Raw genomic sequence first — 23,149 nt, 5'->3', positions numbered from 1 at the left:
AGATTTCTTTCTATTCGCGCTAGAATGCGTTGTTGGTGAAGCTTACGGTTTGATTGTTGCTTCGGGCTTGTGGTTTTCATTGTGTCCACTCCAATTGTGTTGAGTTTGAGATGAGAGGTGTTAGATCTGTGATGGCGATATTGTGAGCAATGGCTTGATATGCCGTACTCATCCACGCATCACTTCGCGCTGGATGCACGCGAACCTCTTCAAGAGTCATACCGTTAGGGAAGTGAGCTTTCAGCTCTTGGAGAACAGCTATATCTATTTCGAATCGGAGAAAGCGATATAGATTGCTGTAGTTGCTGGTGAGATAGCGGTTACGGATATCGTGCTCAGTTAATACAAGAAACGTGGTGTTTTGCTCAGCGTATATCTCTTGTAAACGAGCATGTTTAGCCAAAATGATTGGCTTTAGAGTATATCGCTCAGGTTTAACCTCTATAGCAGTTAAACCCATCTGAGCGTGTTCCATAAGCGTGTCAGGTGTATACCTTCGACGTCTGGTTTCACCAGGAAGGGAGTAATAGATTGAATCGATCTGACATCGGTAAGAAATGACCTGTGGATCAAACTCACAACGGAGCGCAAACTCACGCTCGAGACCACTTTCCATAAAGTAGATCGTCTGGTTTTTGTGGGACCAGAACTGTCGGGTTGGGCGAATAGGACTATGTTTAGCAATCAGTCGCATATCAAACTCCGCGCAGCAAAAAGCCGCGAATTGACGAGCAAAACTGATCTGAACCCACACGTAGAGACAAAACTCCTCGTATCGTCACGCAATAGGCGTAACGAGAGAATTCAGATCAATCGTGTCTGGTTTATTTAGTTGTTTTTAGGGTGCAGAGAAGCCGCGTATACAAACACTTAAAACGGTGCCGTGTATAACGCTCAACTAAATAGCTCGTCGACTTCAGATAGACCAAAGCCAGAGTGTTTCGGAGCGCATGCATGAGACTGATGTCAGCGTCATGACGTGCGAACAAAGCATCGGTGAAGACGCATTGCTTATGTTGTGTAGCAGTACTAGGATTTACTGCTGGGACGTACATCAGACAAGAAAGTAATTCTTGCTGACAGGTTAGGTTAATGTTCTTCATGGGATTCCCCATTGCTCTTAGGTGCGCTTGGCACAATTCTCAGCTTATAAATAATCTCCTTAGGTGTGTTCGTTTATTCGACTTGAGCCAATAATAGGGCTGAGGAGGGTGCTCGTCAACTATCAAGAAGCACTCCTAAATTGATGAAAGCTATATATTTTTTTCAAAATAAAGGGGTGGTTTTATCTGATTTAGCGTGAGACTTTTTTCTCAAAAAACCAAGCCACGTAGCTTGTAAAAAAATCAACCCCTTTTTATCAAAAAAAGTAAATCATTTGTTTTTTATAACTGAAATATAGGGTTTTCCGTTTTTTATGCAATATTGGAATAAAAATAATGTAATTAATTTAGGGCTCAATTTATCAATTAAGTCAGATTGTGCAAAAAACGATCAGAAATATTGTTCTAGATGTCAGTGTGTTTCGAAATTTTATAATCCAAGTTTTTGGTTACTGGCAGTTCGATTGAATATCACAAAAGACCTACCTGTGTTCCAGTTATCTATGAGTTAAACCTTAACTTTATCGAATGAAGATAGAGTTTGGTGTCTCATATTAAAAATTAAATAAAGCTTTATTTATTAGTATGTTAGCGTTCACAAACTTGAAGAATCCTCTCTATGCAATGTGACGATTTGTGCTTCAATTCTTATATGGCAAACGAACTGAGAAGCGACATGACAGAATTAAGATTTGATGGACACGAACGAAGAGCATATAGGTTGGTACTCAATCACTGTCCTCCTGAGCTTGATTCCCAGAAAGAGCTCGAGTTTACGAAGCTAATTGTCACCGCACTGTTGCTTGGAATCGATGAGGAATGGGTTGCCTCTCAACTAGAGAGAGGTTGTGTGGATGTGATTGCGGCCCGAGTAAGGCAATCGATCCACTAAGGAGTAGAAGATGAGAGAACTGACACTCGCAGAGGAAAAGCGCCTGCTCAGAGTATCACGCAATATTGCGAAAGAACTTGGTATTGATGATCTGATTTTTGAACGATTGGTTTGGACTGATGGCTCTGGACCTGCATTGAACAAGGCTGCTATTCAACAGTTGAAGAGCTTGATCAAGATATACGAGTCACTACATACACTCTTCAGTGACAGAACTCAGGCTAACGGCTGGTTACACAAGCCCAATGGGCGCTTCGACAACAAAACAGCACTAGACGTTATTTATTCTGATCCAGGGACACAGTTAAAAGTTGTTGCTGACTATCTTGTGTATCAGTGCACGTAAGGAGGTGACTATGATTAAACCCCTGAGGTTGGATAGGATTGATGATGTTGGTATGAGTGAAGAATTTCATGTGCAGCTGAATTGCATAGGAAAAGCCTCTGATTGGGGAGCATTCAGAGATGGATTCTGTTTGCCAGGTACAAAGCTAGACCATGAGTCGAAGCAGGGACTAGGCAGGTTGTTTTGTCAATTGAACGGAATAACGCTGATATCTGGAAATGAAGTTTGGTTAGCTAGGATTCCTAAGCGATCTGGCTATGTAGCGCGCTACGTTGATCTTCAAACTGTTCTTAAAAGCCTAAACCTAGAAGATGAGTGGAATGACTTCTTTCTGGGTAGTACTTATTGCTTGCTCGATGAATGCGGAGGTGTTGATGTCAACAACTTGGCAATTTACTGGGGAGATGCAATTTGCTTCTTTGAACCACGAAATTTAGTCTGTAAATCTCTCCTATGTTCTAACCAGGCAGCCTCTGTTTTTCTAGATAATGTTGCGGCCAATGTCTCTCTATCAGGATTTGATATTTCTAAAGAGATATCCGAGCTGGCATCATTAGCCGCTAACGGAATTATATCGACTGAAGAGGCGTTGGAACGCCTAAAAAACCTTGAAGATTAGTCTCACAAAACATAAAGATTTTCTGAAGTTGAATAGGATTCAATTTGCCCCCTGCTTTTGGTAAGCACAGATTGGCAGGTTGCGATTAGACTAATAGTCAAATTACTGATAATAAAGGTATATTCTTAAAAAAACTGACACTGGGATTGTGGTCAGTCTTAGCACATGGATATTAGTGTCGTTGTCTTCGTGCCCACTTCTCTTGCTATGTACGTTAATTCGCATACTAGATAACTCATTCCCAGACGGTCTATGCATATGAAGGGATATCTACCTTGGCATATTGGTCTAATTTTGAGCGTGAATCCTTATTTCAGATTGTCTGTCAGAACTTAGATGGCTTGAGAGCTTGTGGTAAGGAGATTGATCTCCATTCTCCTGTTCTGACTAAAATTCATAAAGAGTTTGCATCTTCTGAACCTAGGAACTTCGAAAGAGATGAAGCTGCAATTCTTTATCAAATGGCAAAAATGGGATTTTTATTCCACCACCAATACAGTCATAAGACGAGGAAATTTGGTGTAAAGCGTGTTACAGAAACTGAAATCTCACGTTTGACAGTCAATCCAAAGTTTCCAGTTATACCCTTGGACGAGAAACAACGCCTTTTAGATTCATTCCGAAAATATGCCGAAGAAGGTCTCTGTATTGACGAAGTCATTCGTCTTGCTAGTAGCCATGAATACCCTTTTTCTTTGGTTAAGAAGCTTGCTATTGATTCAGGCTTACTAAGAGTTGCACATGATGGAGAGTTCAAAATGGATTTTGAGAGCACTGATATTGATCAGCTGGCTAACAAGCAAATTCCTGAAGATGAAAAGAAGGATATAAACAAAGCCAGAGAGAAACTCGGCAAATTGTACGATTCATACTTCAAGTTGAATCCCTCTGTTACCTATTCCAATGATGGTACAGGAACAGGGAAATCATACAGTGTAATAGCTCAGTATATAGAGAAGACCGATCCCTCAAAGATCGAAGATGGGCATCGAAATCTGATTTTTATCACTCCTCTTAAGGCTCAGATAGATATTGATCCTGGGCTTATAGAGGACGCTCAGAACAAGAAAATTCCAATTCTTAGTTTTCTTGCACGTCCCGATATGTCGGGGTTGGATTTTAAAAATTGGGTTACGGGTGAAGAAAATAATGACATTTTTGCTCGTTGGATTGCTTTCTTTAATGGGAAAAAAAAAGGGGCTTCCAGTATTCAAAAGCTGATTGGCAGTTTTAAGTACCAAGTTAATAATGCCCAGTATCTGAAAAGCCAAATAGAGAGGTTAGAGAAAAATGGGGCGGTTGAAGACTTAAAGGAGGCTAAGGAGAGCTTCAAGAAAAATGCCAATATCATGGTCAAGACGCTATCAGCTGTTGCCAAAGAAATTCTTAACATCAAAGCTGATAAGAGCAAACGGTTAACATCGGAAAAGATCTTCAAAGAGGCAACGCTCAAGAAGGGTAAACCAGATAACGTGGCTGCCTATTATGCTGAAATTTTAGACTTTGTACTGCCATTTGAACGGGCTAAGTATACTCCTTGTATTCTCTTAGCAACCTCCAGCAAATTTGACTACAACATCCATCTTGCTGTGAATAACGATGATGGTGAGGTCGGCATCACATCAATGCCTTTTGATTACATCTTGGGTCAAAAGAAGAGGTATGAGGAAGAGATGCTTGCAGATATGAACGGTAAAGCGTTCGAACAGCAGGTAGATTTTCTTAAGCATAACTACTTTGTGTTAGATCATGACAACTACTTCAGAAAGCATAAGATTGATTTCACTCTAATCGTTGATGAAGAGCATGTAGCGTATGAGCTCTTCTTCAATAGCTGTAACAAGCAACTATTTGATACCAATTTCAAAATTGACCATATTCTCTCAGCTGTCTACAGGATTGTATCCACTATCAAAGGCACCACACAAAGTACTGATGAAATAACTTTTTATGACACAAAAAAGAAATTTATAGCAGATCTAGAGGACACATTCGGTTCAAAGTGTAATGTTGAATCTGATAATACGTTGATAGAAATTCTCAGTCTGTTCAGGAGTAGCGTTGAGCATATCTTTATTGATAGTTCAGAAGTTGAGCAGGTTATCCAGATTTGTAAAAACGTATTTAGCCTGACTCCAAAGAGGTTTTTCAATCAGGAGGCCTTAAAGAAGATACGTTTAAGATCACTTTATAACGATACTGTTTGCCAGATCTACTATGAGAAAGAAGTGACTGATCCTAATCCAACCATGTATGACATCATGCAGGTGATTATTTGCTGCTTCTATGCATGCTCCAGGATCAAGGATGAGCACTTTGAGTCGATGATCAGTGATGGTAATGAGTACAACCAGAATTCACCTCTCAAACAGTTCATTACTAAAGCAAAGAGATCAAAGGTTAGTTTGTCATCTCTCTTTGATAGGGTTGATGATGATAGTCTCTACATTGATGAATTCTTTACTTATTTTACGCCTAAGATTGTTTTCTCAATCTTTAAAGTGGAGTCCCTTCCATATCAAGCCCCAGAGCTTAAGGACAAGATCTTCGTTAATTTTAGGCTAGATCTTTTTGAAGAACTCCCTGAAGTAACCTTGCATAGAATTTTGTATGGGACTCGAAACTCGGTGATCTGCCTTAGTGCAACCAGCGGTTTCAGTGATATATATAACGGTAACTATGCTCGTAAGCCTATGGAGCTATTTGGAACTGATACGCGAAACAACCTGGGGTATCAAGTTGAATCAAGAACTTCATCAGATATTGAAAGACTGGTTGAAGTGCGTAAGAAGAGAGAACTCTATAGGAAGATTGAAATCTCTTCTTTTGAGGATTCGGATAAGGATGTCATAAACAGCAATCGAGAAGATAGGAGTTTTAAAAGGATATTCAAAGCGTTACATACGCCGCTAAAGAAACATCTTGCAAGCAAGAATAAGTACCATCTGAAAGAGCTCGCAAGGGTTCTGGAATCCGTTTTGTTAGCTGCATATGAAGGTAAGAATACACTTACTCTCTCTCTGACGAATAACTTTTCGAAGGCATTTAGAGCCTACCTCAAGACACCTGCTGCTGCCAATTTAGCTTTCATGAATGTCATCGATGAAGGAAGTCAGAAAGTCATAGAACTCACACCATTTAAAGATCGGTCCACTATCAGGCTCGTATTGTTTGATGCAGAGTTACCTAAAACAGGGAAGATGGACAAATGGTTGGAGATTGATAGTCAAAACTTGAAGATTGCTTTCGTTTCTTCGTATAAGAGTGCGGGGACAGGACTAAATCTCTTTGTGCGTTATACAGATACTGATATTACTGAGGACTTCGAAAGGCTAATACTGGCAAATGGCCCATTTTACTCCGCCATAAAAACTGATTCAGGTTTGAATAGCATTTCGAATTATGTACTGCTTCTCAAGCATTACGCGAGCTCAGGAAAACTGATCCAGCTTAGAGAGTTCGATGTGAATCTGACGACAGGTGATAATTACAAGATACTTATGAATGAGCATCGTATGGCTGTTCTGAGTCAGATAATGCAGGCTGTAGGTCGTGTTGAGAGAAGGGATACAAAGCTAAATACGGAGATATACCTCCCTGAAGACCTCATTGAAGATATCGCCATCCAGTTTCAACAGCTAAAAAAACCTGGCAATGAACTCAGTATCGAAAGTATGTCACTGCTTAATCATGAACTCATGGCTTTTTGTATGGACTTCATCAAACAAAGGTCTTTTGAGGGTGATGAGAAACGAGAGCAGTTCGAGGCGCATATAAGAAAGCAAGCGCGCTCTATAGATGACTACTTTAAGAATGACTTTAAAACGCGTAGGTTAAATGATGCTCGAACTGCAGCAGATCTGACTGCAGTTGATCTGAATGAGGCTTTCAGAAGTATTGATTGTGTTGTTGACCCCAAAGCATATGTGAAGCGATTGCTTGATTTACCTGAGGTGCAGGAAGATAACTATCTGCGCTCAATTATAAATGCTCTCTACATTAAGCCTGAAGATACTGAAGAAAATATTGTTATTTGCAGAACGAGCAAAGGCCACAATCACCTTTCAGATATGAAAGGTGGAAATGTCGTATACAGACCTTATGAATCAATTGTTCCGAGCTATCACAAAGCTTCAAGGAATGAAGATGGCACTGCATTAGGTATATTAGGTGAGCTGCGAGTTCTAAGTAACACTGAGAGCCAAGAATTGCTTCCGAACCCCGCAGTTATACCTCTCTTTAAAGGTAATGTAGGGGAGTATATCTTCCAGAAATGTCTGGATGGTCTAGAGGTAAAGCCTCTTACAGTTGAAGAGAGTTTTAAGCAGATAGGATCGTTTTCATACGAACTTTTTGATTTCTATATCAAATCTGAAGGCAGAATGTTGTGTATTGATGTGAAAAGCTGGTCGAGTGGATTTGACCAGGAAAAAAACTCCAATGAAACATTCGCTAAGTCCAAGAAAAAGATGGAACAAATCTCTCAGGTATTGAAGCCTGCAGGTATCACTCCAGTCTTCATATATGTGAATGCTCACTATGATGAAAATGAGCTGTTTATCAGAAGAGAAAATCATGATGGAGGTACGCAGTATTTCTTGAATCTATTCAAAATAGTGCACCGTTACTATGACAAGAAGTCTAGAGATGGTCAGAAGACCAAAGACTCTGTGGCAAAGCAGATGATAAACATCAACCGAACTCTTAAAGAACTATTGAAAGGATAATGCATCGATGAATAGCATTTTTAAGCCAGTTGAGGGATCACCCGTAGCACGTACTAATATGCTGAGTGTTAGTGATTCAATTGATGATGTAATTCATCGGCTGGTAGAGTTTGATAGGCCGTTAGGAAAGGTGTGTTTCGGTATATTGGTCTGTCAAAGAGAGTCTGGTGAAGGGAATGAAAAGTACTTTAGACGTTTTGATCGTGCAATAAAGCAATATATCCGTACCGAGCTCGGACTAGATTCTAAGACTGAGGTGAAGTATTCACGTGGGAGAATAACCCAATCAAAAGCAGTTTTTTTCTACCTTGGGAATAAGCCCACTAATACGGATGGCCTACTTGTTGAGCTTGAAGAGAATAGTATATCTGTGCAAAAAGCAGTCCAGGTGCTTCTATCGTTACTGATAAAGCTCGATTACCTAGAAGAAGCTGCTGAAATTTATGATATACAGCCAGCGCTGTATAACGATGAGATGTTTGTTGGAGCATTCATTCGAGATACGAAATCTGATGGTAATGTCATTATCGAAGCGCTCAGCTATGAGATCTATTATTCAGATTTTGATGAGATCTCTCTTTCTCTTCATCGAGAAGTTTTTGATTGCTCTCTTGTAGATACTTTCGTAGCTGAAGGTGAGCACGGAGCGATAGTCTTTCGTTCTAAGAAGAGCATGTTTAGGGTCAATGAACGCTTAAATGCCACAAAAGAGTCGCAGCGTGTTTATATGGGGTTGACTCTGAAGGCACGTGAGGATGAAGAGAAAAAGCTACTCTCGCGTTATGACAACTCAGTCAATTATCATCAAATAGATATTCAAAACAAGATAATTAGTATCTTCTCAGAAGCTGGTATTAATCACGAACCCGTGGTGTTCTGTGCGGATCATGTCTGTGAAGAGTTTGTTAACCCTGACCAGTCATATAGCGATGAGTTGGTGATTATAGATTGCCTAAGCTGTTATGAAACAGATGAAATCAAAAGCTCATTTCATGACCATCTTCTGACAGAGTTTAACGCTTCATCAGTTATCCCTCTGCATGATGCGCCAAGCATGGCGGCAATCGAAAGAAACGATAAGAACTATTTGGTGGTGAATCAACTGAATAGGTCAAAGGGTACGAGTATTCGTATACAGAGTGAAGGCAAAGAACTGAAGTCATTCTCTAAAGCACTTGCTAAGAAGACTTCTCAATCTGATATCGAATTGGATTATTACACTGAAGCAAAGTTAGAACGATTATCCCAAGAGATCTCGTGTGTGATGCAGGGCGTTGATGTCTTTAAAGTTTCAAAGAAAGTAAAGTCCGCTGGTGGGGATACAGCTGATTCGTCATTAGAACTGAAGAAGCTCAATAAAAATATCATCAAGAAAGTACGAAATGAAATATGGCTGAAAGAATCAGTGTTTCGTAAGAAACAGGTTTCAGGTTTTTCTCTTCCTGAAGCGAATCTCGAGTTGTTCTATGTTCGTAGATTCAATTTGGGACGCAGGTATCGAACTTACGTCTCTGTAGTTGGTGTCACAACTGGGGAGCCAGGAGTAAAGATCAATTCGCATAAAAGGTATGACGATCAGACAGCTGGTCGTTTCAGCTTTGAATACGACTTCTTGCAGCCAGTTACTATGCCTTGGGCGGACTCAATATTCGAAGGTCTGAGGGATAACCATTTCTTCATCCATGACAAAGATTCGGGACAGATTCTTAATTCCTATCACTCAGCAAGAGTGCCAAACGTCATTGGTAATACTGCATTCGACAATGTAGAGAGAAGTCGCACTGCTGAAGGGATCTCTAGGACGAATAAAGTAGAAGAGACTCCTTTACCTTACTATCTGACCTACAGCTCAAAAGGAACTAGATATAGGACCTTTATCCAAGATTGTGGTACGGATGGTGCAAGATACTTTGTGACAAAGCAGCAACCTGCTCAGGAAACGATGGATAAGCAGAGTTTGACTAGGAATGTTCTTGTGTTCGATAGAGAGGGCAACAAGCTTGCTCCGCTGGAACAGCCTGTAACGCAAATCTTCTTTAGTAGCTTGACCTTTGACCTATTGAACAATTCAGAGTCTTCGAAGAAGTCGATTCTTCAGAAAATAACTGAGTTATATATTGAGAACTAAATTGCATTGGTTTGCGGGAACGTAACAAGAAGTTAGCCCAAACCTGAGACTTTGATAAGGAAAATAAGTTGGAAATTTCATCACTGCATTTGAAAGGTTTTAGAAATTTTTTAGACGCGCGTATTAACTTCAAAGCTTGCACTTTGGCTATTGGCTCAAACGATATTGGCAAGAGCAACATGCTACATGCGTTACGAATACTTCTTGATAAAAGCCTATCGGAAGCTGATATCGAGCCATCTGAGCTTGATTTTCATATCGGTAACGAAGGTATTGCTGAACAGGCTGAAGTTACGATTATATTCAGAAACATATCTGAAGATGCTGTTTTATCAATACTAAAAGGTAATGTGAGCGATGATGGTGAAACAATCATCAAGTACATTGCTACAAAATCAGATCTAAGCTACAAAATTTTTGTTGGAAGTTCATTGGAGGAGCTTCAAGAGGTGTCGAGTAGATTCTATCTTAAATATATGAATCTTAAATACATCCAGTCTCAGCGGGACCTTGAACGATTTATTCGAAAAGAAAAGAAGCAATTATTACGCATAGCTCAACAGTTATTAAACGAAGAGGATGCAAAGGTTGATGAAGCGTTACTTTCTGAAATCAGTGATGACCTGAACATACTTAATGGCAAAATATCACAATTAAAATATGTAAGCTCGGCAACGAACGATGTTAATAGTGAACTTAAAAAACTAGCTCACCATCACGTTAACTATGAAGTTCAATTAGATACTGGTGCTATCGAAGTGAATGACTTTATAGACAAACTTCAACTTGGTGCTGCTACAAATGGTTCTAATGTTATGCTTGGCGGGGATGGCCGTAACAACCAAATACTATTGGCTCTTTGGAAAGCAAAGAGCGTTATTGAGCACGATACAGAACATGAAGTAGTATTTTATGTAATCGAAGAGCCTGAGGCCCATTTACATCCACATCAACAAAGAAAGTTGGCAAGCTATCTTGTCAGTGAGTTGCCTGGTCAGACAATTATTTCATCTCACTCACCTCAGATAGCAGTCAACTTTAAGCCTGACTCTATAATACGACTACTAGCAAAAAATGGCGCGACTATTGCGGCGAGTAATGGGTGTTCTGATTGTATTTCTGAAGGCTGGGAAGATATGAGCTATCGCATGAGTATCTTGCCTGCGGAAGTCTTCTTTTCAAACGGAGTGTTTCTTGTTGAAGGTCCATCAGAGGTCCTCTTTTACCGTGAGCTTGCTGAACAATTAAGTATTGATTTTGACTATGAAAACCTTTCAATTCTTTCAGTTGATGGTATTGCATTTAAGATATATGTCGGAATTTTGAATGCTTTAGAAGTTCCTTGGGTGATGAGAACAGACAATGATATATCAAAGATTCGTGATCATGACCTGTGGCAATATGCGGGAATTAATCGCTGCTTAAAATTGGCTAATCTTGAACCATTTGAACATAGTGATAGAAATATCCTACCGCAAGAAACCATTGATAATGGTGACTGGAAAACAGTTTCGGATGAAGTAAACGGTAACGGGATATACTTATCCAAAATTGACTTAGAGTCAGACCTTGTTAGTGAGTTATCCGCACCTATTCTTGCTGCATTCAACAAACAAAGTGAATCCAGTGCAATCGACTATCTTCAAAAGAAAAAAGCACTTCGTATGCGTAGCCTCTTAAAGATAATCAAACCTAGTTTGAGTCAGTTGAATTCTGGAGAGCTGGTTAAGCCATTACATAAACTGGTAGAAGTAAGTAAGGCGGTATTATGAGCAAGTTTGCTCCAACACCAGAGCAACAAGCGGCTATCGATTTCGATGGTAACATGGTTATTACGGCTTGCCCTGGTAGTGGAAAAACGTCCGTAATGAAGGAAAAAATTAGAAAAATCACTCCTGTTTTAGCAGACCATAAAGGCGTGATTGCGATAACATTTACTAAGAAAGCAAGCCAAGAGCTAAAAAAGCGCTGTAAGCATAATGCACACGATACGAAGCAGAGTTTTTTTGGCACAATTGATAGCTTTTGTCTTAAAGAATTAATCCTTCCTTTTATCTCAAGAGTATGGGGTGGGAACCCCGCGGAATGTAAAGTAGTTAGACGCCTACGAAGCCCTTACTTACTTTTTTTGGATGAAGAATATTGCTCTCCAACGGTTGAAAATATCCTAAATGATGATGGCTTTAATAGGCTTTATGATGCTGGTTTTGTATGGATGAATTCATTTGCCGCACTGGCTCTTCATGTACTTAATAGTTCAGAATCAGCGCAGCGCTATATTAAGGCTAGATATTCACATGTATTCATTGATGAATACCAGGATTCATCATTAGCCCAACATCAGCTTTTCCTCAAACTTTTAGAGCTTGGCTTGATTGCAACTGCTGTTGGTGATGTTTCGCAATCGATTTATGAGTTTCGAGGTGGTAATCCAGAGCTGTTAAACTGCCTAGTGGATGATTCGGATAATTTTAGGCATTTTCAAATCAATATTAATCATAGATGCCATGCTTCTATTATTAACTACGCATCTAGGCTGCTTGATCCTAATTTTCAATTAATTCAGTGTGAAGAGAAGCGTATTTATAGAAGGCTAGTCACAGGAAATCTTACAAGTGTTGCTCAACAGATATCTGGTAGGATTTCTAGCTGGATTGATAATGGTAAATGGGGAGTATCCAAAGCATCAGATATTGGAATATTGGCTAAGAAAGATAAATCACTAAAACTATTAACTGCTGGTTTAAATATAGATTATCGTATCTATTCAGAAAATCCTCTTGATTCAGTCGGCTCTGATTGTTCCGATTTGTATTCACACCTATTAGCATTCAAATATGGTGCTATTCCCACAGTTCAAGAGCTCATTGCTAACCAGTTTGAACTTGTTGTTTTAAAAGAAAATAATTTGGCTTTGGTAAGAAAAGAAATTAGAGCGCTTCGAGAAATAGAACAGGTTGATCAGCTTATTGCAAAGTTTCATGAGTTGGCCTCTATGTTGGGGATAGAAGAAGATGAAGAATCTGATATCGCCGTACGTACAATCCTACAGCAGGAAGAAATCATTAAGCAGTTCATGCCATTGGATGATAATGAGGTGCAAGTTATGACTTTGCACAAATCCAAAGGATTAGAGTTTAAAGTTGTACTTCATTTTGATCTCGAAGAATGGTCTTTTCCATTCCAGCAGGTCGTTAATAATGATTGGGACAACCCTGTCTACACCAGCTTGATACAGGATGCTAATTTACATTACGTAGGAATCACACGGGCAGAAAACTGTTGTGTTCTTATTAGATCCACCCTACGACAAAATAGTAGAGGGGATTTTAGTCAATCTGCTCCATCCTATTTTCTTAGACTCCCTCAACTTGAAGGTTTGTACGGTTAGTAATTCCAAAAACCAGACGTATTAGAAGGTTAGGTTTTATATGTAGCATTGATGTGGTAGTTTTACTTTTCAGGAGAAAGGGTAGTTCTTCTGCAATCCAATGCCTTTTATTGCTTAGGGAAAACTATGAAAGACACCAGTAGAATTATCACATCCTCTCAAAGAGGAACAGTAAAAGAGAAAGAGTATTTACCAGAACATATACTAGAAGCTATGACCTCTTCTCTTGAAGGGAAGTTTACAAAAAAGCAGATAGATAACATCAAACAAAAAACACTTGATGGTTTTGGCATGAGTACGGTGTGAAGAGACTCTTCGTTCAGGGGTCCTCTTTCTGTGATATAGACTGCGACTATTGCTTCGTTAGAGGTCGAAATGATAAAGCTAGGCTCAGTTTAGACTATCTACATGATGTATATAGAATCATAAATAACTCTGAGACCGATGTAGAAATAGTTTGGCATATGGGAGAGCCCCTAGTACTAGGGTTTAATTTTTTTAAAAAAGTGCTCGAATATATTCCAGTTTCCGAACATATACGGCATAGAATTGTTACGAATGGACTGTTGTTGAATGATGATTGGCTCTCATTCTTAGCTGATAATTGTATTTCCTTAACTATTAGCTCTGATGGTCCAATAGAAGTACATGACCGTTACCGTACAAGCAGAAAGGAAGCAGGAACCTTCGAGGTTGTTCACAAGAACCTTTGCAGGTCGATAAAAAAAGGGGTCTGTGATTCGGTCCTCTGCACCATTACTAAGGAAAGCTTATCTAAAGCAGCTCAAATTTATGAGTATTTCAGCTCTGTTGGTGTTGAGTACCTAGGCTTCAACGTAGAGAGACAATTGGACTCGCCAGAAATTCAGGTATTGTCTTTAGAGAAATTTGATTCACTTGAATTGTTCTGGAAGGATTTGTATGAGGCTTGGGAAAAAGACTCATACTCTTTGTTTATACGTGAGTTCTACAGGACGCTATCTGCACTCAATTCGGATGAGTGTCCATTGCAACCTGATGAGTTGAAATCGAATTATAACTACTCTCTTTCAAAGAATGGTGATTTGTATAAATATATTCCGCAGATAGCGGGAAGTGACTCTTTAGTATCATCCCCTTTTTTCGTAGGAAATGTTAAAAATCTGAACTCGTTCGAGGAAACGAGTGAGCTTCCTGTCTATTCGGAGATGCTTAACAGCCAGAGGTTGTGTTCTGAAAAATGTGATTTTTATCGTTTCTGCGGAGGGGCTTTTGTTTTAGAGAAATTGGTTGAAAATGGCATGTTGAATTCAACATCAACAGCTGCCTGTGAAAGGCAAGTGATTCAATTAGCCAAAGTCGTATCTAGAAAGCATGGATGATTAAGTTGTGAGTGAACAGAACTTCTCAGATTTACTTTTGGCAACAATAAGCTGCGCTGCAGCTGTTGGTGCAACTTACATCGGCTACCTTCAATACAAAACATCTAAGCCACCTGCTGTCACAGATCAGGGGAGCGACGTTGCACATCAAAATCCAGGGCATTTATTTAAAATTGGAAAGAAAACTCACGATATTCGCGTTAAAAAAGATGGTTTCGCAACTCATGAGATGAACTTTGATATAAAGGACCTGGAGGCTTCGGCAAAGAAAATACCATTTAGCTTTGAAGTTGATAACTCAAACGTATATCCGTTCAAAGATGTTTCAATTACAGCGAAGATAAATGGTATAGATGTTACTGATTCCATAATATTTATAAGAAATAACGAGAAAGTAATAAAGGGGGAGGTGCCATTAACTAATGATATAATTAAAGTTGGAAAGTTGAATTTTAATTTGTTTATAGATTTTGGTAAGTACTACCCGTCTGAAATATCTGAGCTTCTAGAGACTATCGAAAATAACCCAGATCTAATTAAAAGGATGGTTATTGCTGAAGGTGTCAGCATAAATAAGCCAGTGGAAAATTTAGAAATATTAATTACGTTTGATCAACATTATCCTATCGATTCAAAGGCCATAAATGCTGTCGTTACATTTGGAGATGATGGGGAGCCTAGATCAGTAGAAAATTTCACTTTAATGACTGGTGCTGGCTCCTCATATAAGGCTGGGATGAAGGTGGATGGGCCTATTGAAGGATGTGAATATAGTATTGGTTGGAACCTGTTATATACAGAAAATCATAATAAGAGTTCGTAAGTGGCGTTTAGTAAAATTATTATTTATATTGTTATAAGTTTGAGGTTGTTGGATGAAAGCTAATGTTTTTTTCGCATTTATTTATGTCTTCCTTTTTTTTGCATTATCTTTTGTTTTTTTTTTTTTTGTATATATAAGATAGCTTTCTTGAATAATTACTTTGATCTATATGAGGTCTTAGGTAGTGCATCCTTAGTTTTTTCTTCGATATTGATTGTTAAGGCTGGCTACTTAGTTATTGCAAGAGGAACAAGTGTTTCTTACGTTGCTATTTATAAAGAAAACTATGATTCAGCTAAAGTGAATTATTATAGGTTTGCACTTTGGGCTGAAATTTTATTCTTGGAATGTTTTAATGAAAGATATGTTGCTTCAAAAATACCAGGAAATGTCAATAATGATGTGATGAATCAAGTTGTAAAGCCGACTCAGCTTAACATAATCAAGTTGCTTAAATGGATTTCAATTGCTGTAGCATCTTTATATTTACTTGTTAACGATTTTGACTTTGGCAATGATACACATGAGTTTATCGTTGGCGTTATGCTTGAAGGGGTAATTGGGTCTAGCATTAGTACATTTATTTACGCCATTTTATTATTGCTTATGCTCTTCTTTCAGCCAAAGGAAGCTGTTATAGCGTATCGTAAAGAACGTATACATCGTTGGAGAAGTAGCAGGAGTATTGCATAACATAATCTCGAATTATGCGCAGTTGCTTCGGGCCCCTGAAGCAACTTCATTTTTAAACAAACATATCCCAAACATTCCGTTTAACGACCTCCTTTTCATTGGTTCTGTTCCAGAGAGCGCTCGTATATGGTGGCGGTTGGATCTACTGTATCGTTTTCATCCTGCAGTTGTTCTTTTATATGTTTTAAGCAAGACGCTGTGAGTGATTCTTTTTTCAGCCAGCGGCTCCATAGAACTATAGGGCTTTGTGGCAGCAGTATTTGAACCGCTGACAGATGAATCGACCAGCTTATCGTAGACGCTCTATCGCTTGCTGACCTATAGTTTGTACCGTTTATTCAAATATGCGGTTATAGCTGAAGACTTTCCTCAATACAAAGCTATTCTTATTTGTGCTGAGTAAGGTTTGACTTAGATAAGTCTATTCTGAGGCTATGTGATTACTGCTATTTATGGCCCTATAGGTCAGTACCACTTTGAGCTGGATTTTGGGTATTTTGAAAGTAGCTTGAAACTGTAGATAAGCCACGTGTCACGGTAGATGTAGCCAATCCAGCTAAGTTGGAACTGGGTTCCAGTACCAACTGGAAACCACAGTCAGATCGATAAGGCCTATTATTCCACATCGGGTGATTATTGTTAATTTGTAAGACAAATAAAAATACGATATATTCGTTTAATGTTAATTTGTAAGACAAATAGAGAGCCCTGTCTTAATAACCGTTACAGGCGACTAATAAGCGAGGATAGTTATGTTTAATGCACTGGTTCTGGAACAACAGGATGGCAAGACCCTGGCGGAAGTAAAACAACTGGATCTGGTCGATCTGCCGGATGAAGAGGTGCTGGTTGAAGTCAGCTATTCATCACTTAACTACAAGGATGGCCTGGCTGTCACCGGCACTGGAAAAATTGTCCATAGCTTCCCGATGGTGCCTGGAATCGATTTGGCGGGGACGGTGAAAGAATCCCGTTCTGATGATTTTAAACCGGGTGATCAGGTTATTATGACTGGCTGGAGTGTCGGTGAACGTTACTGGGGTGGTTACAGCCAGTTCGCCCGTCTTAAGTCTGAGTGGTTGGTCAAAATGCCTGCCGGAATGGATGCGCAAAAATCCATGACCATTGGTACAGCGGGCCTTACAGCGATGCTGTGCGTAATGGCGCTGGAAGAGGGGGGCATTACTCCGGATAAAGGTACCGTCGTTGTAACGGGTGCCGCCGGCGGCGTCGGCAGCGTCGCAGTAGCGATTCTGAGTAAGCTGGGCTACACCGTTGCTGCAGTGACAGGTCGTGAATCAACCCATGACTACCTGCGCTCGCTGGGTGCAACTGAGCTGCTGTCCCGCGAAGAGATGGCAGAGAAAGCGCGACCATTGGAAAAACAGCGCTGGGCCGGCGCTATCGATACAGTAGGCGATGCGATTCTGGCGCGAGTGCTTGCTGAAACTGATTATCGCGGTGTAGTTGCAGCCTGTGGTTTGGCTGGAGGTTTCAAGCTGCCAACCACGGTTATGCCGTTTATCCTGCGTAATGTTCGACTGCAAGGTGTTGATTCGGTGATGTGCCCTGTGGATATTCGAACCCAGGCCTGGAATCGGTTATTGACCGATCTTCCTGAGTCCGCGCTGGGAGATATCGGCAATGTCGTCGGTTTATCCGAAGTGCCTCAAGCTGCGGCGGATATTATCGCGGGTAAAATCCAGGGGCGTACCTTAGTAGATCCAAACAAGTAATTATTGTGCTGCGGTAATTATTTACCAGAGCTTCACGAAATTGAGACTTGTGAGAAAAAGCGATAAAGGAGACCTGGGGTCTCCTTTTTATTTAAGCAAGATAGTTCATACGTATTGTTCTTATCGGGCTGGCTGCGCTTTTGTTTCTAATGCTCTGCTTTTTTACTCTGGAGTAGGCATCTGCATCAGCTCAGAAACTTCCAGAGAACCATTTATTTTTAAAAATGGGCAGGTTTTAGCTATTGCCTGAGCGGCTTCCATTGATGTGGCTTCAACAATAGTAAAACCTGACATCGAAGTGATTCCACTGCCAGATACACTACCATCTGGGCTTACTGTAACGGTTCCCTTTATAGGATTCGCGGGGCTGATTGCGGACTCTCCCAGCGATGCAAGCCATGCCATAAATTCAGAGAAATGCTGTTTACCCTGGTCAGGGCTGGTTGGCGGGTCACCCCCAAGGTAAGTGATCATATACTGCGGCATTGGTGCTCCTTTTAAGTAATATGTTAACGCAATTATAGTGTATATCCAGTACTACGCAGTAAGTATTGTTCAGACCGATAATTTATGGTTAGTTGCTAAAATTTCTATTTAGCATAAAAATTCTGTCCAAAATATTAAGAATATGGTCCGATTTATTTTAGTTTGTTGGCTTTGTTTGGGGGGTGACTATTCTAAGTTTTTCGTTAGTGTTGTAAATGATAGCATCAGAAATCTCGGGATATGTAGTGTCTAACATTAGATGAGTTGATGCTTTATGGCTGGTAATAAACTTATTCCATTCTTTATAGGCGGTGATAATATTTGATGATTTTTTATAAAGTCTGCGTATTTGCCAGGTTTTTTTTATCAGCATAAAAGGTTGCTTTCCTGGGGCTCGAGCAAGTAAGCGGAGTCTACGATGCCATCTTTTATTCATGCGTTGATAAAGAGATATATGGGATGCGCAAAGTGTAAGTACTGTGATATCCTCAGAGTGATCCATTAGGACTCCAAGCCGATTAAAATTACCCTCTAATCTTCGTCGGTTAATAAAGTCATAATGTATTATAAGATACGGCTTTGCTTTACTATATGGAATGGGCAGTCCATGAGCATTTATCAATGAATAATTTTCTGCTTCTTCTATTGAGAGCTGCTTATTGAGGTGAGGAAGTTCATTTTTTTGGATTCGCTCCAATAGTGTTGATTTACCAACAGCACAGGGACCTCCAACTATGACTAGGTGTTTTATGTGCGACATTTTGCGTATAAGGCTTATAAGGCTATAGTTGAATGAAGTAGATATTTAAAGCAGTCGTAGAGAATGAGAATAGCATGGAAGGGGTTAGTAGTGCGAAGGATTTTAGTTGCTTTTGGTATTCATATGCTACCTATAGTGAGTTCTGAACATAATCAAATTTTATATCTATAGAATTTACAGATGTTGACAAAAATAGTTTAAGAGAACTGCCACCAATTGTTTGTCAATTCTGAATTTTAGTAGAATTGGAAATTATTAATTTAGTAAGAGAATTTAGCATTCGTGTAGAATGAGTAGCCATGCAATGTGGCCTAGCATTAGAGGAGTGAAGACTTTTGTTAAGCTGGTAAACAGTATCAGGATAAAGGCAATAATAGTGGTTTTCTACTTTTAGTGATTGCGTTAACTAGGGAGCATGCGATTAAGCCCCCTTGATGCGAGAATAACCGTCATTGCTCTTTGATGGGATTATTCATGGAGCACCAACTCAGCTTTGCAGACAGCGAGTACCAAAACAAACGCCGCCAGCCCCGAAAAGAGAAGTTTCTTGGACGGATGGAGAGGCTCATGCCTTGGCAACGACTGGAGTCAGTCATTGAGCCGCATTACCCCAAGCCGGGTAAGGGCCGCCGCCCCTATCTCTTGATGACGTTGCTGCGTATTCATTGCCTGCAGCAATGGTCCAGCCTGAGCGATCCCGCTATGGAGGATGCGCTCTACGAAATCGCGTCAATGCGGATGTTTGCGGGTCTGTCATTGGTCGGCGCGATACCCGATCACACTACGATCATGAAATTCCGTCACTTGCTCGAACGCCATGGTTTGGCGCGCAAGATCTTCAAAGAGGTTAGCGATTGGCTGAGCGAGACCGGTGTTTTGGTCAGAGAAGGCTCGCTGATGGATGCCACAATTATCGAAGCACCTAGTTCTACCAAGAACAAAGCAGGTGAACGCGATCCTGAGATGCATCAGACCAAGAAGGGCAATCAATGGCACTTCGGCATGAAGGCTCATATTGGCGTTGACGCTCGCAGCGGCCTGACACATAGTCTTACGACCACTCGCGCCAATGAATACGACCTCAATCAGGCTGAACATCTACTGCATGGTGATGAGGACTTTGTTTTCGCTGATGCCGGTTATCGTGGCGCAGAGAAACGAGACGAATTGAAAGAGATTGATGTCGACTGGCACACCGCGGAGCGGCCAGGGAAAGTGGGAGCGTGGAAGAAACACCCAAGGATCAGCAAAGTTCTAATCAATATTGAATACATGAAAGCCAGCGTACGAGCAAAGGCTGAGCATCCTTTTCAAATTATTAAGTGCCAGTTTGGGTTCACCAAAGCTCGCTACCGAGGCTTGGCTAAAAATGACAACAAGCTGGCCATTCTGTTTGCTCTGGTAAATATTGTCCGGGTGAGTCAAATGGTCAGAACGTAGGATCAGTGCGCCTGAATGTCGGGAAACTGGCATGCAAGCACTGAAGAGTGAACAGAAATGGGAGGGTTAACCCGAAAAACGATCTAAATGGATCGATTTGCTTAAAAAGCGGGACTTGTTCGTATGTTCCCTAGGGCTTTTATTATCTTTTATGATTAAAGTCTATCTGAATTAATTCAAATGGATTAAGAACGGTTGCAAAGGCGTTTATATTGTTTGTGGTGCTTATATTATGAGGCTGGCTTCTATCATTTTAAGTGACGCTGTGAGGGGGATATCCAAGGTTGATGGCTGGTCAGCAAATAAAAGCTATAAGATATAGTTAATGCAGGATAAAGATTTTGATTAACTATTAAGGATGATATTTTAAATCAATGCAGCGGGTGTTTAGTGGGTAGAGGTGGTTAGGTGAGGTTTTTTCCTGGTTTATAAAGTACTGCATTGGGTAAGTCTGATGAGGTAGAGTCCAGAATAAAATGAGTTGTTACATTATTGTTTTCTATAAAAACAAACCACTCTGTGTAGGCATTCAGCAAAAAATCCGTATTTTTATACAGACTTCGAGTTAGTCTAGAATTTTTTAATGCTTTAAGGGAGCTTTTGCAGGGATGGCAGATTAGTTTTAGGATGTCTTTTTTGAACCTTTTATTCATCCTGCAATATAAAGATTTCTGTGGGGCGTGTAGAGTTAGAATGGTTGTTTTTTCAGATCGCTTAATTAAATCCCTAAGAAGGTTGAAACCACCTCTTACACGTTGTTGGTTAACAAAATCATAATGAACAACTAGTTTTGGTTTGAATTTCTTTGGCTTGATTGGCAGTCTGGAAGCATGGATAGTCGAATAAAGGTAAGGTGAATCTATTTGGATCTGTTTTGAAAGGTTTGGTAGCTCACCTAGAGAAATTCGTTTTAATAGTGTCGACTTGCCGGAGCTACTTGGGCCGGCAATTACAATTAAGTGTTTAATGGAGGACATTGGTTATTGGAACTCTGGCAATCAAGTTGAGGAAGCAGCTATTCGTCTGGTTGCACAACAATAGCATTAGTTACAGGTGCTAGCATCTTCTAAGTTATATTTTTTAAGCTCTGAAGGTGGTGCGTTCGTTGCACCAGTCTTCAGAGTTTTTGTTGCTTATCTCAGGTGAACTATACGATGTTGGTGGTATGTCTCAATATTTGTCTGTTATCCAAATTGTCCATCAACGCGGGATTTAAGAAGAATCGGAGTGTAGGGAATCAGAAACAGAATCCAAGCCAGAATCCAGAGTCCTCCAGAGGCATGAATAGCCATGTTATAGAGTTCTGGTATCAGAGGCAGGAAGGCTCTGATGAGTCCTGCAAGCATCATCAGGATAAAGGCGATGACGGTCGTTTTGGTTACTTTCAACGGGCGGGCGGTATGGCCCAGTGAAACCCTGGCCATCATACCTAATGTCATAGAACCAATCGCGCCGGCAGCATAAGCATGTATGGCCAGATAGGGTGATACTGCAGTGAAGCCACTCAGTGCTTCCATGGCAAAACCAATAGGGATAAACAGGTAGGCAACATGTAATATCCAGATAAGATGGTTACGCACCATACGGGCTTTAAACCAGCCTGCAACACGAATAAAGTGAATGACGGCGTTGACCAATGCTAGCAAGCTGGTGATCAGTTCAAAGCCAAATAGTCCCGCCAATAACCAGGCCGCAGCCAGGGGGATGACTGACTTCTCAATCCAGTTATATTTGCGAGCTTCAAATGCCATTGCGCGCTCTGTGAAGAAGGGTATAACCCGGCCTCCCATAACAGCCATAACTAAAACAATCAGTCCTAGAGACAACTGCATGCCTGAGGCCAGAGTATTATCTGTTAAGCCAAGCAGTTGTAGATGAATTAGGAGGTTTGCCACGGTCATGGCCACTAATATGCCAATGAAGACAAGGTTGCGGTAGTTACCAGACTTTACAATGGGTACGCCAATAGATAGTGCGACCAAGGGTAAAAAGCTCAGGTCTACAGCCGCAATAATTGAGCCGGGAATGGCCACTGCAAATTCGGAAATAACCGGTAGTATCCGGGCTGCCAGCCAGATAAAAAATAGCCCGGCCAGTGTTTTTCCGTAGGGGGTCTGTATTGAAGTCCAGTTACGTACTGCGGTAAGTAAAAAGCCTGCGATGACAGCGATAGAATAGCCGAACAGCATCTCATGACCATGCCAGTACTGGCTGATCAGATAGTAATTATATGTAGTGTGTCCCTGGCCCAACAGCATTAGCCAGTGCAACATAAGTAATACACCGGACAGTGCGGAAAATAGAAAGAAGGGGCGAAAGCCTAAGTTAAAAAGAGCAAAGCCCTGGGGCTGCCTTGGTTCCTGAATCTGCATAGAATCTGTTCACTTTCTGATGTTTATATTTTTGCTACAGTATTGATTATTCAGAGGTTCTTTACTGAGAAAACAGAGTAGAATCAGGTCTGTACTTCAGCCCTTATAGCCTCTGGTAAATGCTCCGTGTGGATAAGGTTATTATCGCTTTATTTCTGTAGCTTTAGCGGTTGCTCAGTGTGACAACACTGACAGAGGTTAGTTTGGCAGATAATCATAATAGGGTGTTTGATATTGCTCAACCAGTATTGTGATGGAAAGGCTGGTGTCGG

The 23,149-nt window shown here is 40.5% G+C and carries 15 protein-coding genes; 12 read left to right on the top strand and 3 right to left on the bottom strand.

What is annotated here, in order from left to right:
* Positions 1–76: 76 nt before the first annotated feature.
* Positions 77–694: a TnsA endonuclease N-terminal domain-containing protein gene (locus EHS89_RS14360; protein WP_124926850.1), complete on the bottom strand. Its 618-nt coding sequence runs from the start codon at positions 692–694 to the stop codon at positions 77–79.
* A 1,311-nt stretch (positions 695–2,005) separates the two neighbouring features.
* Here EHS89_RS14360 and EHS89_RS14355 point away from each other — a divergent pair.
* The 11 genes from EHS89_RS14355 (at position 2,006) to acuI (ending at position 17,819) form a co-directional block, all read left to right on the top strand.
* On the top strand, positions 2,006–2,341 hold the full coding sequence (locus EHS89_RS14355) for an MbcA/ParS/Xre antitoxin family protein (RefSeq protein WP_124926849.1): 336 nt from the start codon (positions 2,006–2,008) through the stop codon (positions 2,339–2,341).
* A gap of 10 nt (positions 2,342–2,351) precedes the next feature.
* A complete protein-coding gene (locus EHS89_RS14350; RefSeq protein WP_124926848.1) occupies positions 2,352–2,960 on the top strand; it encodes an antitoxin VbhA family protein in 609 nt (202 codons plus the stop codon).
* A gap of 275 nt (positions 2,961–3,235) precedes the next feature.
* Positions 3,236–7,687, top strand: coding sequence for a hypothetical protein (locus EHS89_RS14345; protein ID WP_124926847.1), 4,452 nt, complete (start codon positions 3,236–3,238; stop codon positions 7,685–7,687).
* Between the two features lie 7 nt (positions 7,688–7,694).
* The gene (locus tag EHS89_RS14340; RefSeq protein WP_124926846.1) at positions 7,695–9,815 is read left to right on the top strand and encodes a hypothetical protein; all 2,121 of its coding nucleotides are present in this window, start codon (positions 7,695–7,697) and stop codon (positions 9,813–9,815) included.
* 68 nt (positions 9,816–9,883) lie between these two features.
* Positions 9,884–11,587 (top strand): ATP-dependent nuclease, encoded by a 1,704-nt coding sequence (locus EHS89_RS14335; protein WP_124926845.1) that lies wholly within the window; start codon positions 9,884–9,886, stop codon positions 11,585–11,587.
* Entirely contained in the window at positions 11,584–13,206 is a 1,623-nt protein-coding gene (locus tag EHS89_RS14330) for a UvrD-helicase domain-containing protein (RefSeq protein WP_124926844.1), read from the top strand. Before EHS89_RS14335 ends, EHS89_RS14330 begins: the two co-directional genes overlap by 4 nt.
* Positions 13,207–13,332: 126 nt before the next feature.
* Positions 13,333–13,512, top strand: a complete 180-nt coding sequence (locus EHS89_RS14325) for a hypothetical protein (protein ID WP_124926843.1) — start codon at positions 13,333–13,335, stop codon at positions 13,510–13,512.
* Complete coding sequence (locus tag EHS89_RS14320) at positions 13,509–14,567, top strand: radical SAM protein (protein WP_124926842.1); 1,059 nt, start codon at positions 13,509–13,511, stop codon at positions 14,565–14,567. The genes EHS89_RS14325 and EHS89_RS14320 overlap by 4 nt, the downstream gene beginning before the upstream one ends.
* Before the next feature lie 7 nt (positions 14,568–14,574).
* A complete protein-coding gene (locus tag EHS89_RS14315) occupies positions 14,575–15,390 on the top strand; it encodes a hypothetical protein (protein ID WP_124926841.1) in 816 nt (271 codons plus the stop codon).
* A gap of 147 nt (positions 15,391–15,537) precedes the next feature.
* A complete protein-coding gene (locus tag EHS89_RS14310) occupies positions 15,538–16,083 on the top strand; it encodes a hypothetical protein (RefSeq protein ID WP_124926840.1) in 546 nt (181 codons plus the stop codon).
* Between the two features lie 752 nt (positions 16,084–16,835).
* On the top strand, positions 16,836–17,819 hold the full coding sequence (gene acuI / locus EHS89_RS14305; RefSeq protein ID WP_124926839.1) for an acrylyl-CoA reductase (NADPH): 984 nt from the start codon (positions 16,836–16,838) through the stop codon (positions 17,817–17,819).
* 162 nt (positions 17,820–17,981) lie between these two features.
* Here the strand turns inward: acuI and EHS89_RS14300 are convergent, their stop codons facing one another.
* The gene (locus tag EHS89_RS14300; RefSeq protein WP_124926838.1) at positions 17,982–18,305 is read right to left on the bottom strand and encodes a YciI family protein; all 324 of its coding nucleotides are present in this window, start codon (positions 18,303–18,305) and stop codon (positions 17,982–17,984) included.
* A 1,234-nt stretch (positions 18,306–19,539) separates the two neighbouring features.
* Between EHS89_RS14300 and EHS89_RS14295 the strand changes: the two genes are divergently transcribed.
* Positions 19,540–20,505, top strand: a complete 966-nt coding sequence (locus tag EHS89_RS14295) for an IS5 family transposase (protein WP_124926837.1) — start codon at positions 19,540–19,542, stop codon at positions 20,503–20,505.
* Positions 20,506–21,689: 1,184 nt separating this feature from the next.
* Here the strand turns inward: EHS89_RS14295 and EHS89_RS14290 are convergent.
* A complete protein-coding gene (locus EHS89_RS14290) occupies positions 21,690–22,877 on the bottom strand; it encodes an NnrS family protein (RefSeq protein ID WP_124926836.1) in 1,188 nt (395 codons plus the stop codon).
* Positions 22,878–23,149 lie beyond the last annotated feature (272 nt).

Source organism: Amphritea balenae (assembly GCF_003858655.1).
Lineage (GTDB): Bacteria > Pseudomonadota > Gammaproteobacteria > Pseudomonadales > Balneatricaceae > Amphritea > Amphritea balenae.
The sequence above is the reverse complement of the archived record's forward strand: the minus strand, read 5'-3'. Positions and strand labels throughout refer to the sequence as shown.

Bases quoted from the DNA above. Each gene is read 5' to 3' on its own strand.
- EHS89_RS14360 (WP_124926850.1), bottom strand. From the start codon at position 694: ATGCGACTGATTGCTAAACATAGTCCTATTCGCCCAACCCGACAGTTC.
- EHS89_RS14355 (WP_124926849.1), top strand. From the start codon at position 2,006: ATGAGAGAACTGACACTCGCAGAGGAAAAGCGCCTGCTCAGAGTATCA.
- EHS89_RS14350 (WP_124926848.1), top strand. From the start codon at position 2,352: ATGATTAAACCCCTGAGGTTGGATAGGATTGATGATGTTGGTATGAGT.
- EHS89_RS14340 (WP_124926846.1), top strand. From the start codon at position 7,695: ATGAATAGCATTTTTAAGCCAGTTGAGGGATCACCCGTAGCACGTACT.
- EHS89_RS14330 (WP_124926844.1), top strand. From the start codon at position 11,584: ATGAGCAAGTTTGCTCCAACACCAGAGCAACAAGCGGCTATCGATTTC.
- EHS89_RS14325 (WP_124926843.1), top strand. From the start codon at position 13,333: ATGAAAGACACCAGTAGAATTATCACATCCTCTCAAAGAGGAACAGTA.
- acuI (WP_124926839.1), top strand. From the start codon at position 16,836: ATGTTTAATGCACTGGTTCTGGAACAACAGGATGGCAAGACCCTGGCG.
- EHS89_RS14300 (WP_124926838.1), bottom strand. From the start codon at position 18,305: ATGCCGCAGTATATGATCACTTACCTTGGGGGTGACCCGCCAACCAGC.
- EHS89_RS14295 (WP_124926837.1), top strand. From the start codon at position 19,540: ATGGAGCACCAACTCAGCTTTGCAGACAGCGAGTACCAAAACAAACGC.
- EHS89_RS14290 (WP_124926836.1), bottom strand. From the start codon at position 22,877: ATGCAGATTCAGGAACCAAGGCAGCCCCAGGGCTTTGCTCTTTTTAAC.